Here is a 19,151-nt window from a genome sequence, read left to right as displayed (position 1 = left end):
GGGCAAAAGAGTCCGGACGGTCGGATCATATTCATTGCTTGTCACGCAGCTGTCGGGAATCTCTCATCGGTCACAGCGCCGAGTTAGCCGCCGCCACTTGGTTTGCCGGGCGTCCAGCGGGGGAAATCCATTTCGACGCAGGTGAGGGCGGTTTCCGGGTCTTGTGAGGAAGGTCTCGGGTAGGTGTCGCGCGTCGGTTTTCCCAGCTGGCACCGGGTGCCATGGGGATCGATCGCATGGCGCTCGCTGCTTTACACTGGACGGCGCGCACACGTGGAGGACCCAATGCAGAAGCCCAGCTAAACCTGGTTATTAGCGCAACCTAAGTTGGTTGGGCCCTGGACCTGACTTATCGTTTGCTCTTACGCCGAACACAGAACGTTCGGCTACCTCGCCCGCTCGGGCAGCCCTAGCCAGGTGCTCAGCGTAGCGGTCGAGCACCCGCTCGGAGGTAAGGATCTTGTTAGGGATCCGTTACCGAAGGGCACCCACTACGTCACAGAAGCGGGTGGAAAAAACTGCAGACCTGACTGCACGCCGAAGACCATCAGCGCGGCTGGCTTCGGAACGTACGGGCGCAGTCTTGTACGGAGGCGTTCGACGAAAGGCCGTTTTCTTCGAAGGCCGACTTTCCTGAAGGCAGAGGCATGACGCAACTTCCTGGCCACCGGTCACCTGGACCCATCGGGCTCTACGACCCGGCGAACGAGCACGACGCCTGCGGCGTCGCATTCGTCGTCGACATGCACGGCCGCCGCAGCCGCGACATCGTCGACAAGGCTATTACGGCTCTGTTGAACCTGGAGCACCGTGGCGCCGCGGGCGCCGAGCCCAACAGCGGCGACGGTGCGGGCATCCTGATCCAGGTCCCGGACCGCTTCTTCCGCGCCATCGTGGACTTCGAGTTGCCGCCGGAGGGTTCCTACGCCACCGGTATCGCCTTCCTGCCGCAGGCCCGCCGCGAAGCCGCGCGCGCCGCCTACGGCGTGGAGAAGATCGTCAAGGAAGAGGGCCTCGACGTCCTCGGCTGGCGCGAGGTGCCGATCGACGAGTCGTCGCTGGGCGCGCTGGCGCGCGACGCCATGCCGAGCTTCCGGCAGATCTTCATCGCATCGCCGAAGAACGCCTCCGATCCGCTGTCGGATATGGATCTGGAGCGTCGCGCCTACGTGGTGCGCAAGCGCGTCGAGCGTGAGCTGGGGTCGGCCGGAGCCGGTGAGGGTGCGGTCGGCAGGGAGTCGGTCTACTTCCCGAGCCTGTCGGGGCAGACCTTCGTCTACAAGGGCATGTTCACCACGCCGCAGCTGCGCGCGTTCTACCTGGATCTGCAGGACTCCCGGGTGGAGAGCGCCCTCGGAATCGTGCACTCCCGGTTCTCCACCAACACCTTCCCGTCCTGGCCGCTGGCGCACCCGTTCCGCCGGGTGGCGCACAACGGTGAGATCAACACCGTCACCGGCAACGAGAACTGGATGCGCGCCCGCGAGGCGCTGCTGCGCAGCGACGTCTTCGGCGTCGACTCGGCGGGCAAGAACCGGCTGGAGAAGATCTTCCCCGTCTGTACCCCGGGGGCGAGCGACACCGCCCGGTTCGACGAGGTGCTGGAACTGCTGCACCTCGGCGGCCGCAGCTTGCCCCACGCCGTGCTGATGATGATTCCCGAGGCCTGGGAACGCAACGAGAACATGAACCCGCAGCAGCGGGCCTTCTACGAGTACCACTCGATGCTGATGGAGCCGTGGGACGGCCCCGCGTCGGTGTGCTTCACCGACGGCACCGTCGTCGGCGCCGTGCTCGACCGCAACGGCCTGCGGCCGAGCCGCATCTGGGTGACCGACGACGGCCTGGTCGTGATGGCCTCCGAGGTCGGCGTCCTGGACATCGACCCGTCCAAGGTGGTCAAGAAGGCGCGCTTGCAGCCGGGCCGCATGTTCCTGGTCGACACCGCCCAGGGCCGCATCGTCGGTGACGAAGAGGTCAAGTCCCTGCTCGCCGCCGAGCAGCCCTACCAGGAGTGGCTGGACGCGGGCGTCTCCCGCCTGGCCGACCTGCCCGACCGCCCGCACGTGCACATGTCGCACGACCGCGTGCTGATCCGCCAGCAGATCTTCGGATACACCACCGAGGAGCTCAACCTACTGATCTCGCCGATGGCCAAGACCGGAGGCGAAGCGCTCGGCTCGATGGGCACCGACACCCCGATCGCGGTGCTCTCGGCCCGTCCGCGCCTGCTGTTCGACTACTTCTCCCAGCTGTTCGCGCAGGTCACCAACCCGCCGCTGGACGCGATCCGGGAAGAGGTGGTCACCAGCCTCAAGCGCAACATCGGCCCGGAGGCCGACCTGCTGCACCCGGGACCGGAGTCCTGCAACATGATCGCGCTCGAGCAGCCGATCCTGGACAACGACGAGCTGGCCAAGCTCGTGCACATCAACGACGACGGATCGCACCCCGAGCTGCGCTCGGTGGTCGTGCGCGGCCTGTACCCCGTGAAGAAGGGCGGCAAGGGCCTGCGCAGGGCGCTGGAGGCGATCAACACCCAGGTGTCGGCCGCCATCGACGGCGGCGCGCGGATCATCGTGCTGTCCGACCGCGAGTCCAACGAGAAGCTGGCGCCGATCCCTTCGCTGCTGCTGACCTCGTCGGTGCACCACCACCTGGTGCGCGAGCGCACCCGTACCAAGGTCGGCCTGGTCGTGGAGGCCGGTGACGCCCGCGAGGTGCACCACATGGCCACCCTGGTCGGCTTCGGCGCCGCCGCGATCAACCCCTACATGGCCTTCGAGAGCATCGAGGACATGCTCGAGCGCGGCGCGCTCGAGGTACCGGGCAGCACCGGCGACCTGGCCGCCGACTACCGCAAGGCGGTCGCGAACTACAACAAGGCCGCGGGCAAGGGTGTGCTGAAGGTGATGTCCAAGATGGGCATCTCCACGCTGGCCTCCTACAACGGCGCCCAGCTGTTCCAGGTGATCGGCCTGTCGCAGGACCTGGTGGACGAGTACTTCACCGGCCTGCGCTCGCACTTGGACGGCATCGGCCTGGACGAGATCGCCGACGACGTCGCGCAGCGGCACCGCATCGCGTTCCTGGAGAACCGCAACGAGCGCGCGCACCGCGAGCTCGAGGTCGGCGGCGAGTACCAGTGGCGGCGCGAGGGCGAATACCACCTGTTCAACCCGGACACGGTGTTCAAACTGCAGCACGCCACCCGGTCCGGCCAGTACTCGATCTTCAAGGAGTACACCAAGCTGGTCGACGACCAGTCCGAGCGGCTGGCATCGCTGCGCGGTCTGTTCAAGTTCAAGCAAAACGCGCGTTCCCCGATCTCCATCGACGAGGTCGAGCCGGTATCGGCGATCGTGAAGCGGTTCTCCACCGGCGCGATGAGCTACGGCTCCATCTCGGCGGAGGCGCACGAAACCCTGGCGATCGCGATGAACCGTCTCGGCGGCCGGTCGAACTCGGGCGAGGGCGGCGAGTCCCCCGCGCGCTTCGAGCCGGAGGAGAACGGCGACTGGCGGCGCAGCGCGATCAAGCAGGTGGCCTCCGGCCGCTTCGGCGTGACCGCGCACTACCTGACCAACTGCACCGACATCCAGATCAAGATGGCGCAGGGCGCGAAGCCCGGTGAGGGCGGCCAGCTTCCGGCGCACAAGGTGTACCCGTGGGTCGCCGAGGTGCGGCACTCGACGCCGGGCGTCGGCCTGATCTCGCCGCCGCCGCACCACGACATCTACTCGATCGAGGATCTGGCGCAGCTGATCCACGACCTGAAGAACGCGAACCCGCAGGCGCGCATCCACGTGAAGCTGGTCGCCGAGCCGGGCGTCGGCACCGTCGCGGCGGGCGTCTCCAAGGCGCACGCCGATGTCGTGCTGATCTCGGGCCACGACGGCGGCACCGGTGCTTCGCCGCTGACCTCGCTGAAGCACGCGGGCGGCCCCTGGGAACTCGGCTTGGCCGAGACCCAGCAGACGCTGCTGCTCAACGGGCTGCGTGACCGCATCGTCGTGCAGGTCGACGGCCAGATGAAGACCGGCCGCGATGTGATGATCGCCGCGCTGCTCGGCGCCGAGGAGTACGGCTTCGCCACCGCACCGCTGGTGGTGTCGGGCTGCATCATGATGCGCGTCTGCCACCTGGACACCTGCCCGGTCGGCGTCGCGACGCAGAACCCGGTGCTGCGCGAGCGGTTCACCGGCAAGCCGGAATTCGTCGAGAACTTCTTCCGGTTCATCGCGGAAGAGGTCAGGGAACTGCTGGCGCAGTTGGGCTTCCGCTCGCTGGACGAGGCGATCGGCCGGGTGGACCTGCTCGACACCTCGCGCGCCAAGCAGCACTGGAAGGCCAGCAAGCTGGACCTCTCGCCGATCCTGGACGACGTCGAGACGGCGTTCATGTACCAGGACCGCCGCTGCACCAAGGCGCAGGACCACGGCCTGGACAAGGCGCTGGACCAGCAGCTGATCGTGCAGAGCCGCGACGCGCTCGAGCGCGGTCAGGCGGTGAAGTTCGAGACCAAGATCACGAACGTGAACCGCACCGTCGGCACCATGCTCGGCCACGAGGTGACCAAGCTCTACGGTGGCGCGGGCCTGCCCGACGACACCATCGACATCACCTTCACCGGGTCGGCGGGCAACAGCTTCGGCGCCTTCGTGCCCGCCGGCATCACGCTGCGCGTGCAGGGTGACGCGAACGACTATGTCGGCAAGGGTCTTTCCGGCGGCCGCCTGGTGGTGCGCCCGTCGCTGAACGCGCCCGGCGAGTTCGTCGCCGAGCAGAACATCATCGCGGGCAACGTGATCCTGTTCGGCGCCACCAGCGGCCAGGTCTTCCTCAGCGGTGTGGTCGGCGAGCGGTTCGCCGTGCGCAACTCCGGCGCCACCGCGGTGGTCGAGGGCGTGGGCGACCACGGCTGCGAGTACATGACCGGCGGCCGGGTGGTCATCCTGGGTGAGACCGGACGCAACTTCGGCGCCGGTATGTCCGGCGGCGTGGCGTTCGTCTTCGACCCGAACGGCACCTTCGCGTCCAAGCTCAACCCTGAGCAGGCCGACGCCGTCGAGCAGCTGGCCGGTGACGATTTCACCTGGCTGCACGACATCATCACCCAGCACCGTGACCAGACCGGTTCCCCGGTGGCCGAGCGCATTCTGAGCGACTGGTCGCAGCAGGTGAACCATTTCGTGAAGGTCATGCCGCGCGAATACAAGAAGGTTTTGCTCGCCATCTCCGAAGCTGAGAAGAGCGGCAAGGACGTGGACGAAGCGATTATGGAGGCCGCTCGTGGCTGACCCCCAGGGTTTTCTGAAGCACACCGCACGGGAACTGCCCAAGCGGCGCCCGGTGCCGCTGCGCCTGATGGACTGGAAAGAGGTCTACGAGGAGAACTTCTCCCACCAGACCTTGCAGACCCAGGCCAGCCGGTGCATGGACTGCGGTATCCCGTTCTGCCACAACGGCTGTCCGCTGGGGAACCTGATCCCCGAGTGGAACGACCTGGTCTACAAGGACCGCTGGCGCGAAGGCATCGACCGGCTGCACGCGACCAACAACTTCCCGGAGTTCACCGGGCGGTTGTGTCCCGCGCCGTGTGAGGCGTCCTGCGTGCTCGGCATCAACCAGGATCCGGTCACGATCAAGCAGGTCGAGGTCGAGATCATCGAGAACGCCTTCGACGAGGGCTGGGTGACCCCGGTCTACCCGACCCGCCTCACCGGCAAGAAGGTCGCCGTCGTCGGTTCCGGTCCGGCCGGTCTGGCCGCGGCGCAGCAGCTGACCCGCGCCGGGCACACCGTGACCGTGTTCGAGCGGGCCGACCGCATCGGCGGTCTGCTGCGCTACGGCATCCCGGAATTCAAGATGGAGAAGCGCTTCATCGATCGCCGTCTCGCGCAGATGGAGGCCGAGGGCACCATCTTCAAGACCGGTGTGAACGTGGGCGTCGACATCACCGCCGAGCAGTTGCGCGAGCAGTACGACGCGATCGTGCTGGCCGGCGGCGCCACGCTGGCGCGTGACCTGCCGATCCCGGGCCGCGATCTGGACGGCATCCACCAGGCCATGGAGTTCCTGCCCTGGGCCAACCGGGTGCAGCTCGGCGACGACGTCACCGACGAAGCGGGCCTGCCGCCCATCCACGCGAAGGACAAGAAGGTCGTCATCATCGGCGGTGGCGACACCGGCGCCGACTGCCTCGGCACCTCGCACCGGCAGGGCGCGGCGAGCATCCACCAGTTCGAGATCATGCCGCGTCCCCCGGAGGAGCGGGCCGCGTCCACCCCGTGGCCGACCTACCCGCTGATGTACCGGGTCTCCTCGGCGCACGAGGAGGGCGGCGAGCGCGTGTTCTCGGTGAACACCGAGCGCTTCGTCGGCGCGGACGGCAAGGTGACCGGCCTGGAGGCGCACGAGGTCAAGATGGTCAACGGCCGGTTCGAGAAGGTGGAGGGCACCGACTTCACGCTCGAGGCCGACCTGGTGCTGCTGGCCATGGGCTTCGTCGGTCCCGAGAAGCCGGGCCTGCTCAGCGATCTCGGCGTCGGCTACGACCAGCGCGGCAACGTGCAGCGCGACAAGAACTGGGCGACCAACGTTCCCGGCGTCTTCGTCGCGGGTGACATGGGCCGCGGCCAGTCGCTCATCGTCTGGGCCATCGCCGAAGGCCGCGCCGCGGCCGCGGGCGTGGACCGGTACCTGGAAGGCGAGACCGCCCTCCCGGCGCCGATCACCCCCACCATGGTGGCTCAGCGCTAGGTCCCCTCTCTTACCGGAGCGGAAACGAAAGGCGCCTGTGGACAACTCGTCCACAGGCGCCTTTTCGCGTGCGATTTCCCGGCTTCGAGTCGCCCCGGCCACGGAAATCCGACACACTGCGGGGTTCGAATGGCATTGCGGCGGGCGTGGCCTTATTGTGATCTCCGGCGTACTGCTGATCTTGGGATGTGGTTACGAGCGCACCTCATCCGGTCGGGTGACTTCTGTTCACCCGGCGTGCACTGGAACGACATCCAGTGCGTTCAGCATTGACGCGGCAACTCGGCGGGAAGTCGACGAGGGCGAGGTTTGGAGCGGTATGCAGTGGAAGAAGGTCGTCGCGGCTCTGGGTGCGTCCGCGACCGTGATGTCCGGATTGGTTCTCGGTAGCGGTTCGGCGAACGCCGCCCCCGGCTGCCCGAGCCTGTACGTGGTGGCGATCCCGGGTACCTGGGAGACCGGGCACGAAAAGAACCCGCAGCCGGGCATGCTGTCCGGCGTCACCCGTGGCCTGCCGTCCTCCGCGGAGGTCGATTACGTGACCTACGCCGCGACCGCCTTCCCCTGGGAGGGCGAGGTTTACGGCAACTCCAAGAAAGAAGCGGTCGACAACGCGCGTGGCCTGATCGCGAACATGGCGCAGCAGTGCGGTGCGACCAAGATCGCGCTGGTCGGCTACAGCCAGGGCGCGGACGCCGCCGGTGACCTCGCCGCCGAGATCGGCACCGGCCTCGGTGTCGTGCCGCCCGACCGCATCGCCGGCGTGGGCCTGATCTCCGATCCGCGTCGTTCGCCCACCGACATCCAGGTCGGCCCGGTCGCGCCGGGAGCGGGCGCCGGTGGTCCCCGTGTCGGCGGCTTCGGCTGGATCAGTGACCGCACCCGCACCATCTGCGCGCTCGACGACCTCTACTGCGCCACCGCGACCGAGGACTTCGTCACACGGTTCGCCGGTTTCCTCGCCCAGGCGTCGGACGCCAATCCGGCCAACATGTGGCGCTACCAGATCGAGGCGGGCAACATCTTCGGCGATCTGATGAGTTCGGGCGGTGTCCCGGTCCTGCAGGCGCAGCTGACCGACTCGGCCAACGAGCAGCGAGTCAAGGACCTGGAGCGTTTCTACAAGTCGCAGGCGCACACCCTGTACGGCAGCTACCCGGTGGGTGGCGGCCAGACGGCCATCTCCTGGATGCACAACTGGATCGCGGGCATGGCCTGACCTGGCACCGAAACCACAGGGCCCACCTCCGAACTCGGAAGTGGGCCCTTTTCGATGCGGCCGGAGGGTCTAGCTGGACCCGGTGGGCGGAAGCACATGGAAGAAGTGCTTCTGCCGCGGGCCATCCCGCCACGGGCCGTTGTCCGGCCCACAGTCCGGGCCGTCGTGCCGTTCGAAATGTTCGAAAAGACGAGGCCCGTTGTCCGGCCCGTCGTGCCGTTCGAAACGTTCGAAATGACGAGGGCCGCCGTCGATGCCGGTGCCCTGCTGCGGCGCGTCCACTAGCTGGATCTGCGCCTGGTCGGCGGTGGTTTCGGCGGACGCGGTCGCCGCGAGGGCCGCGAGGGGGACGGTGATCAGCGCACCGGCCGCGGCGACCCCGGCCAGACGCCGCAGCGGCGTAGCGGTTTTGGAGAGCGACACGGAATTCCTTTCTCTCGAACCGTGAGTCGCCGTTCGGCAGCGGCTCACCGGTCCTATCGAAGGTTCGGTCACTGGGACATCGGTGCGACGGGCCTGGCAATCGGCTGTGAATAACTCAGGGCGTGGCGATCAGCGGATCGCCGGCATGGTCTGAGCAGGCACCGAAAACGTAGGGCCCTCCCGTGACTGGGACACCGGTGCGGTCGGCCTGGCAATCCTCGTGAGTGCTCAGCTCGAGGCGATATTGCGGGGCAACAGGTCCCAGACGTGCCCGTTCTCGTTGACGGTGGCGGCCGTGCGGCGCCCCGTGCGGGAGAACAGGATGCGGGTGATCGAGCAGTAGTCGATGGGGAAGGTCAGCGGCCTCTCCAGCTCGAGGACCTCTTGCAGCAGCACGTTGATCACACCGCCGTGCGCGAACGCGACGACAGTGTCGGCCGGATCGGTGGCCGCGACGATATCGGCGACCGCGGCGTACACCCTGGCCTTGAATGCCGCACCGTCCACCTGCACCGGAAGATGCCCGGCCTTGATCCGGTCATAGGCGTCGCGGAATTCGACCTTCGCGTCCTCGATGGGAATGTAGGCCGGTAGATCGCGATCGTATTCGGCGAGGTCGTCGACGACATCGACACCGAGCCCCAGTTTCGTGGCGGTCGGCGCCGCCGTCTCCCGAGCCCGGCGCTGCGGGCTGCTCACCACCCGGGAGATCCGGTGATGGCCGAGAGCCGCGGGCACCCGCTCGGCCTGCTCCAGCCCTACCGGGGCCAACTCCGGATCGGCGGGCCCACCCGAAGTCAGCATCCGGACCGGCTGGGCATGGCGAACGAGAATCAACTGCACCCACCCCACTCTGCCGCATACCCTTGGCCCACTCCATCCGGCCCCATCGACCCTTCGTCCGGCCCACCAGGGGTGACATACTCGAACCATGACCGTCGAGCCGTTTCCGCAGTGGCTGCGCCCGCCGCCGGGCGGGTTCGTCGCCGAGGATCTCGATCGCCTGCCAGACCTTCCCCCGCACACCGAGCTGATCGACGGGAGTCTCGTCTTCGTAAGTCCGCAGGCGAAGTTCCATATGTTGGTGATCACGCTGCTCGACTCCGTGCTCCGCCATTTCGCCCCGGCGCACCTTCGGGTGCGGCGGGAAATGACAGTGACGCTCGGGCGGGACCAACGTCCGGAACCCGACCTGGTCGTCATCCACGCCGACCGTGACGGCGGTCCCGAACTCACCTCCTATCTCGCCGATGACGTCGTCTTGGCAGTCGAGGTGGTGTCGGCGGAATCCCGCACCCGGGATCGCGAGCGGAAGCCGCAACTCTATGCCCGCGCGGGCATCGCTCACTTCTGGCGAGTGGAGAACGTGGATGGCCGCCCCGTCGTCTACGTGTACGAACTGGATCCGGCCACGAAGACGTACGCGCTTACCGGAATTCACCACGATCGCCTGAAGCTGACCGTGCCGTTCGATCTGGATATCGATCTCACCGAGATCGATCGGTTGTAGAAAGGTCGGTTCGGCTCGGTTGGCCGACCACGGCCAAGAGCCGCCAGTGGCGACGGAATCGGCATCCGACCGCGCCTGAGACCACAGCGACGACGGCCCGGTTCGTATCGAGAAGCCGGGCCGTCGGTGTCTGCCGTTAGTTGTTCTTCCTGCGCTTGGTCAGCAGGTAGATGCCGCCGATGATCAGGGCGACCACCAGCAGGCAGCAGAGTGCGCCGATGATCAGCCCGCCGCCGCCCCTGCTCTTCTTCTTTTTGGCGGCCAACTCGAGCGCGGAGTTCCAGGTGTCGGGGCTGGCCCATACGGTGTGGTCCAGCAGACTCGCGTTCGTCAGCAGATCAAGGTACATATCCGAACCCCTTCGGTGTCGCGGCCTCCTCCCGGGGCCGAATCTCCAAGGGTAGCGGTCCGATTCGTTCGATGAGGATCCTTCCAGGACGAAGGCTCGGTCAGCGTGGTTTCACCAAGGGGAACGGCAGTGTCTCGCGGATGCTGCGTCCGGTGATCAGCATGACGATCCGGTCCACGCCCATGCCGAGCCCGCCGGTCGGCGGCATGGCGTGCTCGAGCGCCTGTAAGAAGTCCTCGTCGAGCTCCATCGCCTCGGGGTCACCGTTGGCCGCGAGCAGTGACTGCTCGGTGAGCCTGCGGCGCTGCTCCACGGGATCGGTGAGTTCGCTATAGGCGGTGCCGAGTTCGACACCCCAGGCGACCAGGTCCCAGCGCTCGGTCACGCCCGGGATGCTGCGGTGCTGTCTGGTCAACGGGGACACCGAAGTCGGGAAGTTTATGTAGAAAGTCGGCTCCTGGGTGTGGGATTCGACCAAGTGCTCGTACATCTCCAGCACCACCTGTCCGGCGTCCCAGCCGTGCTGACAGGGCACCTCGGCCTTTTCGCACAGTTGGCGCAACTCCTCGACCTGGGTCTCGGGTGTGATCTCCGTACCGATCGCCTCCGACACCGCGCCGTGCACCGTCCGCACCCGCCACTCGCCGGAGATGTCCACCTCCTCGAAGGTCCCGTCGCCACGGGGCCGCAGGGCCACCATGGCGCCGTTGGCCGCGATCGCGGCGTTCTGGATCAGCCGTCGGCAGGTGTGCATCATGCGCTCGTAGTCGCTGTGCGCCTCATAGGCCTCGAGAATGGTGAACTCGGGATTGTGGCTGAAGTCGACGCCCTCGTTGCGGAAGGTGCGCCCGATCTCGAACACCTTCTCCATTCCGCCGACGCACAGCCGCTTCAGATACAGCTCGGGGGCGATGCGCAGGTACAGGTCGAGGTCGTAGGCGTTGATGTGGGTGAGGAACGGCGTGGCGTTGGCGCCGCCGTGCACCTGTTGCAGGATCGGCGTCTCCACTTCCAGGTAACCCAGGGAGTTCAGCGAGTCCCGCAGCGAGCGCATCACCGCGCTCCGTTTGGCCAGCACCTCGCGGATCTCGGTGTTGATCGCCATGTCGACGTAGCGCTGCCGCACCCTGGCCTCGGGATCGGCCAGTCCCTTCCACTTGTCCGGTAGCGGGTGCAGGCATTTGCCCAGCATCCGCCAGTCCGCCGCGAGCAGCGACAGCTCACCGCGCCTGCTGGCCCCGATCTGACCGCTCACCTCGATCAGGTCGCCCAGATCGAAGAACTCGCCGAACTCGGCGCTTCGGGCGGCGCCGACCCGGTCGCGATCGATGACGAGTTGGATGTCGTCGGTCCAGTCGCGGACCACCGCGAAGATCACGCCGCCGTAGTCGCGGATGCGCAGCAACCTGCCGCAGACCCGGACCGTGGTGCCGCGCGGGGAACGCCGCGCATCGGCGACGGTGTGCGTCGGCGGGTAGGCGACGGGATAGGGATCTATGCCGGAATCCGTCAGCCGCGCCAGTTTGTCCATGCGCACGCGAACCTGTTCGGGTCTGCGTGGCAACTGCTCCGCACTCTCGTGCTCGGGGATATCCGGCGCGCTGCCGTCGGTGTGCAGGCCCGTCACGGTGGCGGGCACCGCGACATGTTCGCCGGTGTGGATCGCGGTGTCCGGCTCCTTGCCGAACCGGGGCAGGAAGCCCTCCGCCAGCGCGCTGGCCATCGCGACGCGGGGGAGGTGCCTGCGATCTTCGAACAGGAAGAACCGGGGCACCCAGTGCGGCTGATACTTCACATTCGAGCGATACAGCGCCTCCAACTGCCACCAGCGGGAGAAGAACAGCAGCACGCCGCGCCACAAGCGCAGCACGGGACCGGCTCCGATCCGGCCGCCCTCCTCGAACACCGAGCGGAACACCGCGAAGTTCAGCGATACCTTGGTGATGCCGTACAGCTCGGAATGCAGCGCGAGCTGCGAGATCATCAGCTCCATCACGCCGTTGGGACCCCCGGGGTCGCGGCGCATCAGCTCCAGCGAGACGCCGGTGCGGCCCCACGGCACCAGCGACAGCATGCCGAGCACCCGGTCCTGCGGATTGACGGCCTCGACCAGCAAGCAGTCGCCGTCCAGCGCATCGCCCAGCCTGCCCAGCGCCATGGAGAACCCGCGCTCGGTCTCGGTGTCGCGCCAGGCATCGGCGCGGGCGATGATCCTGCGGAACTCTTCGGCGGGGATATCGCGATGCCTGCGGATGCGGACCACGACACCGTGCTTGCGCAGCCGGTTGGCGGCCTGACGCACCGGCTTCATCTCGGGTCCGGCCAGCGAGAAGTTCCTGGTATCCAGAATGGCTTCGTCACCGAGGCGCAGCGCGGAAAGACCCGCCCGCCGGTACGCCGTCGCCCCGACCTCGCTCGCGCCCATCACCGCGGGCGCCCAACCGAACTGATCGGCCTCCCGCAGCCAGGCATCGATGGCCTGCGGCCATGCCTCGCGGATGCCGATCGGGTCACCACTGGCCAGGGAGACGCCCAGTTCCACCCGATAGGTCACCGCCGCCTTGCCGCTCGGCGCGAACACCACCCCCTTGTCCCGGCGGGTGGCGAAGTAGCCGAGCGAATCCTCCACGTCCGAGCGCTCCAGCAGTCCGCGCAGCGCCGACTCGTCGGTGCCGGTCATCGCGTTCGCCGCCCGCTGCGAGCGCAGCAGGATGACCACCGCGGCCAGCAGCGCGACAGCGCCGAACAGGCCGAGCAGGAAGTTGACGAACGGTCGTGGATGTCCGTCGAAGTGCTCGTTGTCCGCCAGCACCGCCGCGGTCACCCGGTAGATCGCCCACCCAGGCCGCTGCAGGCCCGGCGGAAGACTGCCGGGGAACATTTCCACGAGTCCCCACCCCAGCAGCGCGCCGATCGCCAGTCCACCGACCAGCACGCCGAGCGCTTTCCACCCGGCGCCGCGGCGCACCTTGGTGTAGAACTCCGGCCATGCCGCGATGAGCACGCCGATCACGGCTAGGTGCACCACCATCGCCACCAGCGCGTGAATACTGCCGCGCTCGGCGAAGGCCATGGCGTTGACCACCGTGTAGATCGCGAGATAGCCGATCAGCAACCACCAGGCGATCCGTTTGCGGCTGGTGATCGCGCCGGCCGTCAGCCCGACCACCAGCGCCCACATCAGGTTCGTGTCCGGCGCGTCGAAGTAATAGGTATCGATATAGCGGCGCGGCACCTGGGTCAGGAAACGCAGCGCGGGCGAGAGGCTCCACAGGAAGCACAGCACCGCGAATACACCGAGCGTCAAACCCGCGATATGCGGCACTTCCGAAAGTCGGCCATGACCACGGTGTGGAACCGGCGGAGTCGGTTTATCCGCCGGTGGTGCGGTGTCGAGGTGTTGCTGGGCTTGCGTGGAGGTCACGGAACCAGTGTGTACGTGAGTGTGTCGGATTTGCCAAGCCTGCGGCGCGCGTGTTTGTGCGGTGTTTGTACGGTCCGGACTCGAGCGCGGCGTGTTCGCCGCCGAGAAGGCTCGACGACGAACTTTTGTGATTCCGCGCTGACCTGGGCGGAGCGGCCGACCAAATCGGTGTGAATTCGTTGCATACGGTAGAGACGTTCCGATTTCTGCGCGGAGCGGGAGTGCGGCATAGTTGCCCGGAGATCGCTGGGGACCTGGGGCGGTGTTCGGCGAGTTCGGATGGGGTAGTAAGTATTTACCCCATGTCGGAACCAGTCGAAGTACCGATCGATGACGACGTTATTCGGCTCGGCCAGTTTCTGAAGCTGGCCAACCTGATCGATTCGGGTTCGGAGGCGAAGACGGTGATCGCCGCCGGATTGGTGCGGGTGAACGACGAGGTGGAACTGCGGCGCGGGCGGCAACTGCACATCGGTGATGTGGTCGCGCTCGCCGGTCACAAGGCGATCGTGTCCGCCTGATCGCCGCCGGGTCGCGGCGAACGGGCGGATTCGGGCGCGCCGCCGCACCGGCTCAATCCTCGGCGCGTACCACGATGCCGTCGTGGTCGCTGTAGAGCATGTCGCCGGGGACGAAGGTGACCCCGCCGAACTCGACCGGTACATCGCGGTCGCCGCTGCCGGTCTGGGTGCTCTTGCGTGGGTTGGTGCCCAGCGCCTTGATGCCGATGTTCAGGGTGCGCAGGATGGCGGAGTCGCGAACGGCGCCGTTGACGATGACGCCCGCCCAGCCGTTCTCCACGCCGCGCCCGGCGATGATGTCGCCGACCAGCGCCGTGTGCACGCTCGCACCGCCGTCCACCACCAGTACCTTGCCGTCGCCCGGCTCGCCGAGCGTCTGCTTGACCAGCAGATTGTCCTGGAAGCAACGGATTGTGGTGATGCGTCCGGAGAATGCCGCCCGCCCGCCGAACTGGATGAACTGCGTGTCGCAGCTGCGGATCTCCGGGCCGATCTCGTCGGCCAGATCTGCGGTGGCGATTACATTCTGCGATTCCGTCATGGCGTTCATTTTCCAGCGCCTGCGGCGCTGGGTGTTTGCGGCCCCCCTATGGCTCGCGTCCGAGCGTCAGGCTTCGGTCGATGGGCGTCGGCTGCCCTCGCGCGTGGTCGATCGGCGCGTTACTTCTGGGGGCGGCGGCGTTATCTGTGGCCGTAGCGCAGTTCGTACAGGTCGCGGTCGTGTTCGGTGCACTTTCCGTGGTCGACCAGGTCGGGGTTCAGGCCGTGCTGGACCAAGCGGAAGCGGCGCCAGACGTAACTCAGCGCGACCGTGAAGACGATCAGCGGAACGATCATCATCACGATCAAGCCGATCTTCAGCGGCATCGGCCCGGGGAACAGCAGTACCAGGGCGAAGAACGGGATGATCGGCCCGATGAAGCGGACGAGATAGCGTTCCATGGCCCCGTGTCCGACGAGGTCGTGGGTAACCCACTCGTGCAGCTCCTCGGGGAGCTCGCGGCCGAGATCGTAGGCGATCCGCTGCGTCAACGTGGGGGTTTTCATTCCTCCAGGCTATGCCTGTGGTATAAGGCACCGCCAGGTCTCGATGCGGGTCATCCACGTCCGTGTCGGCGCTCGTACTCCAGCCGCTCACGCTCGCCCCGGCGGCGGGCGTCGGCATCCGCGAGCGCGGGGTCGAGACCGTGCTTGATCAGCCGATGGCGCCGGTAGACGTACAGCAGCGCCACGGTGAAGTAGATCAGCGGGATGTACAACAGCGCCATCATCGCCAGACCCATCCACAGGGGGCCGGGCAGCAACAGGAACAGCATGAGCACCGGAAGCACCGGCACCAGAAACCGCAGCAGGTAACGCCGCGTAGCGCCCGGCCCGACCAGATCCTCCCGCACCCAACCGGACATCGATTCCGGCAGGGTCCTGCCGAAGATATAACCGATCCGCTGTCCGACCGAGGGTGTAGCACTCACCCCTCCAGCATGACAGCCCGAGCCTCACCTACGGTCTGACGGCCGGTGGCAGCCCGAGCCGCACCCCGAACGCACGTGGTGCAGTTACCGCCTCCCGCGCTCAGCGCACCGCAACCTCCGGTTTCGAGCGAAGCGAGACCGAGCATGCGAACACGCCGCGACGAAGTCGCGGCAAATCAAACAGAGCGCGCGTGGAACGCCGCTATCTGGGTGACGAGGTTGTGGGTGGTGTGCTGCACGGCGATCTTGACGAACGGCTCGATGGTCTTGCCGAGGGCCCGTCCCGCCAAGCCGCCTGGCACCCGGAAGTCCACGATCGCGTCGACCGTGCACAACCTGTCGCCCTTGGCGTGGAACAAGAAGGTGGATTCGACGTCGAAACCCTTGATGGACTCGACGCCGATGGCGAAGTCCCTCTCCCAGCGGATCACTCGGATCCGCGACTTCAGCGAGGCGGGCCCCAGTTTCATGTGCCCGTCGAAGGTGGCGCCGACGCCTTCGGTCTGCTCCCCGACCGGGGTGAAGGACTGGATACCGTGCAGGAACCGCGACAGGTTCCGGTAGTCGTTCACGTAGGCGAACGCGGACTCCGCCGAGGCCACGCAATCCTCGACGATCTTCACTTCGGTCATGCGCAGACCTTAACGGGTGCGGTCGGACGCAGTCCGTCCTCGGCCCGCGCATGGCCGGAGCGACGGCGGAGGTACGCGTAACCGGGACGCGGAGCCGCGGCTCAGGCTGTTACCGCGAGAGTCGCGGCGAGGCCGAAGGCGAGCGCCATCACGACCACCTCGGCTACCGCGCGGCGCAGCGAGTCCTTCGCGTCCATCCGGTGGTCCGCCGCCTTCGGCACCCAACTGCGCCGCCACCACCAGCCGAGCGCCAGCAAGCCGAGCAGCACCACGGTCTTGGCGAGCAGAATCCGGCCGTAACCGGTGCTGACGAACGGAGCCACCCCACCGACCCGGATCAGCCCGTTGAGCAGCCCCGTCACCGCCACGACCGCCACCAGGGGCAGCGCCACCGCCGAATACCTGGGCAGCACGGCCGCCCACTCGCCGCGGGTCCGCACGACCAGCGCCAGCGCGACCAGCAACCCGAACCAGGCGCCCGCCGCCAACGCGTGCACCGCGGCGAGAACCGACCCGAACGCCTGTTGCGACATGTGCCCGGTGATCGGCCGCAACGCCAGCGCGACCGCCGCGAACACCAGCACCAGATCGGCGGAGGCGGACTCGGGCCGCCGGAAGGCCAGCGCCGATCCACCTGCCACCGTCGCGACGCCGACCAGGATCGCGATCCCGACCTGCCCGCCGCTGACGTCGACCAGATAGGTGCCGAACTCTCCGGCGCCGAGTCGGCTCACCGGAACGCCGACCACCTCCGCGGCCTCGAAGACCAGCACGGCGAATTCGGCCACCGCCCAAACCCCGGCGAGTACCGCGAGCAACCGCCATGGTGTCCGCGAGCGCGGCGCCACCCTGGGCAGCGCGGCCAACCCGAGCGCGGTGGCCCCGATGCCGTCGGCGACCACCCGGACCACGGCCTCCCCCGGCAGCGGTCCAGGAAGGATCAGGACCCAGGCGAGTACGACGCCAAGCAGCCCCGCCGGGAAGGTCAGCAACACCGCGGGCCATGGCATCCGGCCGGGGGCGCGCCGAGCGCCGTCCCGGCCGCCGGTCTTCACGTCGCTCACCGCTTCTGGTCGCGGCTCCTGCCGCCGAACAAGGCGAACGCGAGCCCGCCGCCGAACAACACGACCGCGCCGACGACGAACACCCACAGCGGGATCCCGTCCGAGCCGTCCGAGCTGTCGTTCGCCTTCGCGTTCGGCTTCGGCCCCGGCGTGCCGTTGCCCGGCTTGCCCAGCGTGAAGTGCCGTTTGCCGCTGACCGGGTGGCCGTCGGCCGAGGTCACCCGATAGGCGATGGTGTATTCGCCGACCGGGCCCAGCTCGCCTACGGCGACGCTTACCGTCTTGCCCTCGACCACCGGATCGCCCTTGGACCACAGATTGCCGTCCGGTCCGACGACGGTGAGCGACGGGAAGCTGGGCTGGAGTTCCTCGTTGAACGTGACGCTGGCGCGGTCCGGGCCCGCGTCTACGGTCGCGTTGTCCTCCGGGACGCTGCCAGTCGCGGCGGAGTGCGCGGCGGCGACTCCCGTTGCGGCGATGCCGAACCCGAGCAGAAACAGTCCCGCCACGAGGGCGGCGAGGAGGCGGCGGCTCATGCGCGCCGCCCGCGGATCACGTTGCCGACGCCGAGCGCGACACCGAGCAAGCCGAGGGCCAGACCGATCCCGCCGAGCCAGCGGGCCGTCTGGTCCTCGTGGTCGGCGTCTTCGTCTTCGGCTTCGCTGCTCACCGCGTGCCCGTCCGCGTGGTCTTTCGCGGCGGCCAGGGTGATCGACGGGGCCGGATGTTCCGGTTCGTCGCCGTTCTGCTGGACCGGTTGATCCCAGTTGACCACCTTGCCGTCGGAATAGGTCTGCTTGGCGGGGAAGCTCACCGAGTCCAGGGCGGGCAGTGGGCCGACGGACAGCGCGAAACGCTGGAACTGTCCGGGCGGAATGCCCGGTGCGCCGGGATCGGCGGTCCAGGTGATCGCGGTGATCTCCTTCTTGTCGTTGCGTTCGACCTTGGCCGACCATCCCGGAATCGGTTCGTTCCGAGCGGATTTCAGGTTGGGCAGGGTGACGGTGAGCGCGGTGGTGCTGGCGGTGTCCGATTCGGTGGGCACCCGGAAGGTGGCGACGGCGTATCCGCCTTGCGCCGCGCCGGGCGCGTCCACCGTGACGTGTGCCGCGGCGGCGCCGCCCGCGAGCAGAACGAGTGCCGTTGTGGCGACCGTCGTCGTGACGGCGCGCGAAATCGAGCTGGGCATGCTGAGGTCTCCTGTGCGAGAGGAATGGGTGTCGGAGGATCAGACCGACACCGGCGGCGCGCGAGGACCGAGCGCACCCAGCGGAGCACAGCGATAGGGCGGTAGGCCGGGATCAGCCCAGAGCGGCGCGCCGGCGATTCGCATCCGCCGCGGCGGAGCGAGAATCACGCGCAGTGCACCGGAGGCGGCGGCGGAAAGCCGCTCGGCGAGGATGATCAGTGCCGCGCAAGCGACCGTCGCGACGGTGTGCGCGAGCAGCATCCATCCGGTCGGCAGCGGGGAAATCGTTGTGGCGTCCGTGGGGCCGGAATGGTCGTGGTCGACCAGCACCGACAGCGCGGCGTGGCTCAGCAGCTGGCCCGCGCCGAGCAGCCCGGCCACGACGGACGGGCGCGGGCACGCTCGTGCGGTTCCCGCGGCCGAGCCGACTCCGGCGGCGATCAGCAACAGCAGCGTCAGCTCGGTGGAGCCCGGCGCACCGCCACCCGCCGCACCGTGTGCGGCGACGGCGAGCACGCCGACCAGCACGCCGACCAGGCCGCCACGCAGGTGGCCGGTGATCGGGTGCGGAGACATCGGGACGAGG

Annotated in this window: 17 protein-coding genes; 5 read left to right on the top strand and 12 right to left on the bottom strand. The window is 67.8% G+C overall.

Annotated elements, in window-relative coordinates; all coding sequences use genetic code 11:
- Window positions 1-647 precede the first annotated feature (647 nt).
- The 3 genes from gltB to AB0L97_RS25725 all read left to right on the top strand — a co-directional run bounded on the left by gltB (window position 648) and on the right by AB0L97_RS25725 (window position 7,981).
- Window positions 648-5,300, top strand: coding sequence for a glutamate synthase large subunit (gene gltB, locus AB0L97_RS25735; RefSeq protein WP_364434071.1), 4,653 nt, complete (start codon window positions 648-650; stop codon window positions 5,298-5,300).
- Entirely contained in the window at window positions 5,293-6,762 is a 1,470-nt protein-coding gene (locus AB0L97_RS25730) for a glutamate synthase subunit beta (protein WP_355073333.1), read from the top strand. The genes gltB and AB0L97_RS25730 overlap by 8 nt, the downstream gene beginning before the upstream one ends.
- A gap of 319 nt (window positions 6,763-7,081) precedes the next feature.
- Window positions 7,082-7,981 carry a cutinase family protein gene (locus AB0L97_RS25725; protein ID WP_355073331.1) on the top strand — a complete coding sequence of 300 codons (900 nt, stop codon included), beginning with the start codon at window positions 7,082-7,084 and terminating at the stop codon, window positions 7,979-7,981.
- Window positions 7,982-8,050: 69 nt separating this feature from the next.
- Here the strand turns inward: AB0L97_RS25725 and AB0L97_RS25720 are convergent, their stop codons facing one another.
- On the bottom strand, window positions 8,051-8,404 hold the full coding sequence (locus AB0L97_RS25720) for a hypothetical protein (RefSeq protein WP_364434066.1): 354 nt from the start codon (window positions 8,402-8,404) through the stop codon (window positions 8,051-8,053).
- A gap of 228 nt (window positions 8,405-8,632) precedes the next feature.
- Entirely contained in the window at window positions 8,633-9,247 is a 615-nt protein-coding gene (locus AB0L97_RS25715; protein ID WP_364434063.1) for a histidine phosphatase family protein, read from the bottom strand.
- An 88-nt stretch (window positions 9,248-9,335) separates the two neighbouring features.
- Here AB0L97_RS25715 and AB0L97_RS25710 point away from each other — a divergent pair, with 88 nt between their 5' ends.
- Window positions 9,336-9,914 (top strand): Uma2 family endonuclease, encoded by a 579-nt coding sequence (locus AB0L97_RS25710; RefSeq protein ID WP_356963275.1) that lies wholly within the window; start codon window positions 9,336-9,338, stop codon window positions 9,912-9,914.
- A 136-nt stretch (window positions 9,915-10,050) separates the two neighbouring features.
- On the opposite strand, the gene AB0L97_RS25705 is transcribed toward AB0L97_RS25710, so the two are convergent.
- On the bottom strand, window positions 10,051-10,263 hold the full coding sequence (locus tag AB0L97_RS25705; RefSeq protein ID WP_355073325.1) for a hypothetical protein: 213 nt from the start codon (window positions 10,261-10,263) through the stop codon (window positions 10,051-10,053).
- Between the two features lie 100 nt (window positions 10,264-10,363).
- Window positions 10,364-13,687 carry a bifunctional lysylphosphatidylglycerol synthetase/lysine--tRNA ligase LysX gene (gene lysX / locus AB0L97_RS25700; RefSeq protein WP_364434058.1) on the bottom strand — a complete coding sequence of 1,108 codons (3,324 nt, stop codon included), beginning with the start codon at window positions 13,685-13,687 and terminating at the stop codon, window positions 10,364-10,366.
- Between the two features lie 302 nt (window positions 13,688-13,989).
- Between lysX and AB0L97_RS25695 the strand changes: the two genes are divergently transcribed.
- Window positions 13,990-14,208, top strand: a complete 219-nt coding sequence (locus AB0L97_RS25695; protein WP_039794186.1) for an RNA-binding S4 domain-containing protein — start codon at window positions 13,990-13,992, stop codon at window positions 14,206-14,208.
- A gap of 52 nt (window positions 14,209-14,260) precedes the next feature.
- Here AB0L97_RS25695 and rraA read toward each other — a convergent pair whose 3' ends face one another.
- The 8 genes from rraA to AB0L97_RS25655 all read right to left on the bottom strand — a co-directional run bounded on the left by rraA (window position 14,261) and on the right by AB0L97_RS25655 (window position 19,141).
- The gene (gene rraA, locus AB0L97_RS25690; RefSeq protein ID WP_364434054.1) at window positions 14,261-14,749 is read right to left on the bottom strand and encodes a ribonuclease E activity regulator RraA; all 489 of its coding nucleotides are present in this window, start codon (window positions 14,747-14,749) and stop codon (window positions 14,261-14,263) included.
- A 140-nt stretch (window positions 14,750-14,889) separates the two neighbouring features.
- The gene (locus AB0L97_RS25685) at window positions 14,890-15,255 is read right to left on the bottom strand and encodes a DUF5313 family protein (RefSeq protein WP_355073320.1); all 366 of its coding nucleotides are present in this window, start codon (window positions 15,253-15,255) and stop codon (window positions 14,890-14,892) included.
- Window positions 15,256-15,305: 50 nt separating this feature from the next.
- The gene (locus tag AB0L97_RS25680; RefSeq protein ID WP_364434050.1) at window positions 15,306-15,680 is read right to left on the bottom strand and encodes a DUF5313 family protein; all 375 of its coding nucleotides are present in this window, start codon (window positions 15,678-15,680) and stop codon (window positions 15,306-15,308) included.
- A gap of 176 nt (window positions 15,681-15,856) precedes the next feature.
- The gene (locus tag AB0L97_RS25675) at window positions 15,857-16,312 is read right to left on the bottom strand and encodes an SRPBCC family protein (protein ID WP_355073317.1); all 456 of its coding nucleotides are present in this window, start codon (window positions 16,310-16,312) and stop codon (window positions 15,857-15,859) included.
- A 101-nt stretch (window positions 16,313-16,413) separates the two neighbouring features.
- Window positions 16,414-17,376, bottom strand: coding sequence for a CopD family protein (locus AB0L97_RS25670; RefSeq protein WP_364434046.1), 963 nt, complete (start codon window positions 17,374-17,376; stop codon window positions 16,414-16,416).
- Window positions 17,373-17,912: a copper resistance CopC family protein gene (locus tag AB0L97_RS25665; protein ID WP_364434043.1), complete on the bottom strand. Its 540-nt coding sequence runs from the start codon at window positions 17,910-17,912 to the stop codon at window positions 17,373-17,375. Before AB0L97_RS25665 ends, AB0L97_RS25670 begins: the two co-directional genes overlap by 4 nt.
- On the bottom strand, window positions 17,909-18,565 hold the full coding sequence (locus AB0L97_RS25660; RefSeq protein ID WP_364434040.1) for a YcnI family protein: 657 nt from the start codon (window positions 18,563-18,565) through the stop codon (window positions 17,909-17,911). Before AB0L97_RS25660 ends, AB0L97_RS25665 begins: the two co-directional genes overlap by 4 nt.
- A gap of 39 nt (window positions 18,566-18,604) precedes the next feature.
- Window positions 18,605-19,141: a hypothetical protein gene (locus tag AB0L97_RS25655; RefSeq protein WP_364434037.1), complete on the bottom strand. Its 537-nt coding sequence runs from the start codon at window positions 19,139-19,141 to the stop codon at window positions 18,605-18,607.
- Window positions 19,142-19,151: the final 10 nt, after the last annotated feature.

The sequence above is a fragment of the Nocardia sp. NPDC051911 genome, from assembly GCF_040681035.1.
GTDB lineage: Bacteria > Actinomycetota > Actinomycetes > Mycobacteriales > Mycobacteriaceae > Nocardia > Nocardia sichangensis.
This window is presented reverse-complemented; position numbering and strand designations above follow the sequence as displayed.

What these genes read in the sequence shown, in the direction of transcription:
- gltB (WP_364434071.1), top strand. Translation starts at nt 648, where the DNA reads ATGACGCAACTTCCTGGCCACCGGTCACCTGGACCCATCGGGCTCTAC.
- AB0L97_RS25725 (WP_355073331.1), top strand. Translation starts at nt 7,082, where the DNA reads ATGCAGTGGAAGAAGGTCGTCGCGGCTCTGGGTGCGTCCGCGACCGTG.
- AB0L97_RS25710 (WP_356963275.1), top strand. Translation starts at nt 9,336, where the DNA reads ATGACCGTCGAGCCGTTTCCGCAGTGGCTGCGCCCGCCGCCGGGCGGG.
- AB0L97_RS25705 (WP_355073325.1), bottom strand. Translation starts at nt 10,263, where the DNA reads ATGTACCTTGATCTGCTGACGAACGCGAGTCTGCTGGACCACACCGTA.
- AB0L97_RS25695 (WP_039794186.1), top strand. Translation starts at nt 13,990, where the DNA reads ATGTCGGAACCAGTCGAAGTACCGATCGATGACGACGTTATTCGGCTC.
- rraA (WP_364434054.1), bottom strand. Translation starts at nt 14,749, where the DNA reads ATGACGGAATCGCAGAATGTAATCGCCACCGCAGATCTGGCCGACGAG.
- AB0L97_RS25685 (WP_355073320.1), bottom strand. Translation starts at nt 15,255, where the DNA reads ATGAAAACCCCCACGTTGACGCAGCGGATCGCCTACGATCTCGGCCGC.
- AB0L97_RS25675 (WP_355073317.1), bottom strand. Translation starts at nt 16,312, where the DNA reads ATGACCGAAGTGAAGATCGTCGAGGATTGCGTGGCCTCGGCGGAGTCC.
- AB0L97_RS25665 (WP_364434043.1), bottom strand. Translation starts at nt 17,912, where the DNA reads ATGAGCCGCCGCCTCCTCGCCGCCCTCGTGGCGGGACTGTTTCTGCTC.
- AB0L97_RS25660 (WP_364434040.1), bottom strand. Translation starts at nt 18,565, where the DNA reads ATGCCCAGCTCGATTTCGCGCGCCGTCACGACGACGGTCGCCACAACG.
- AB0L97_RS25655 (WP_364434037.1), bottom strand. Translation starts at nt 19,141, where the DNA reads ATGTCTCCGCACCCGATCACCGGCCACCTGCGTGGCGGCCTGGTCGGC.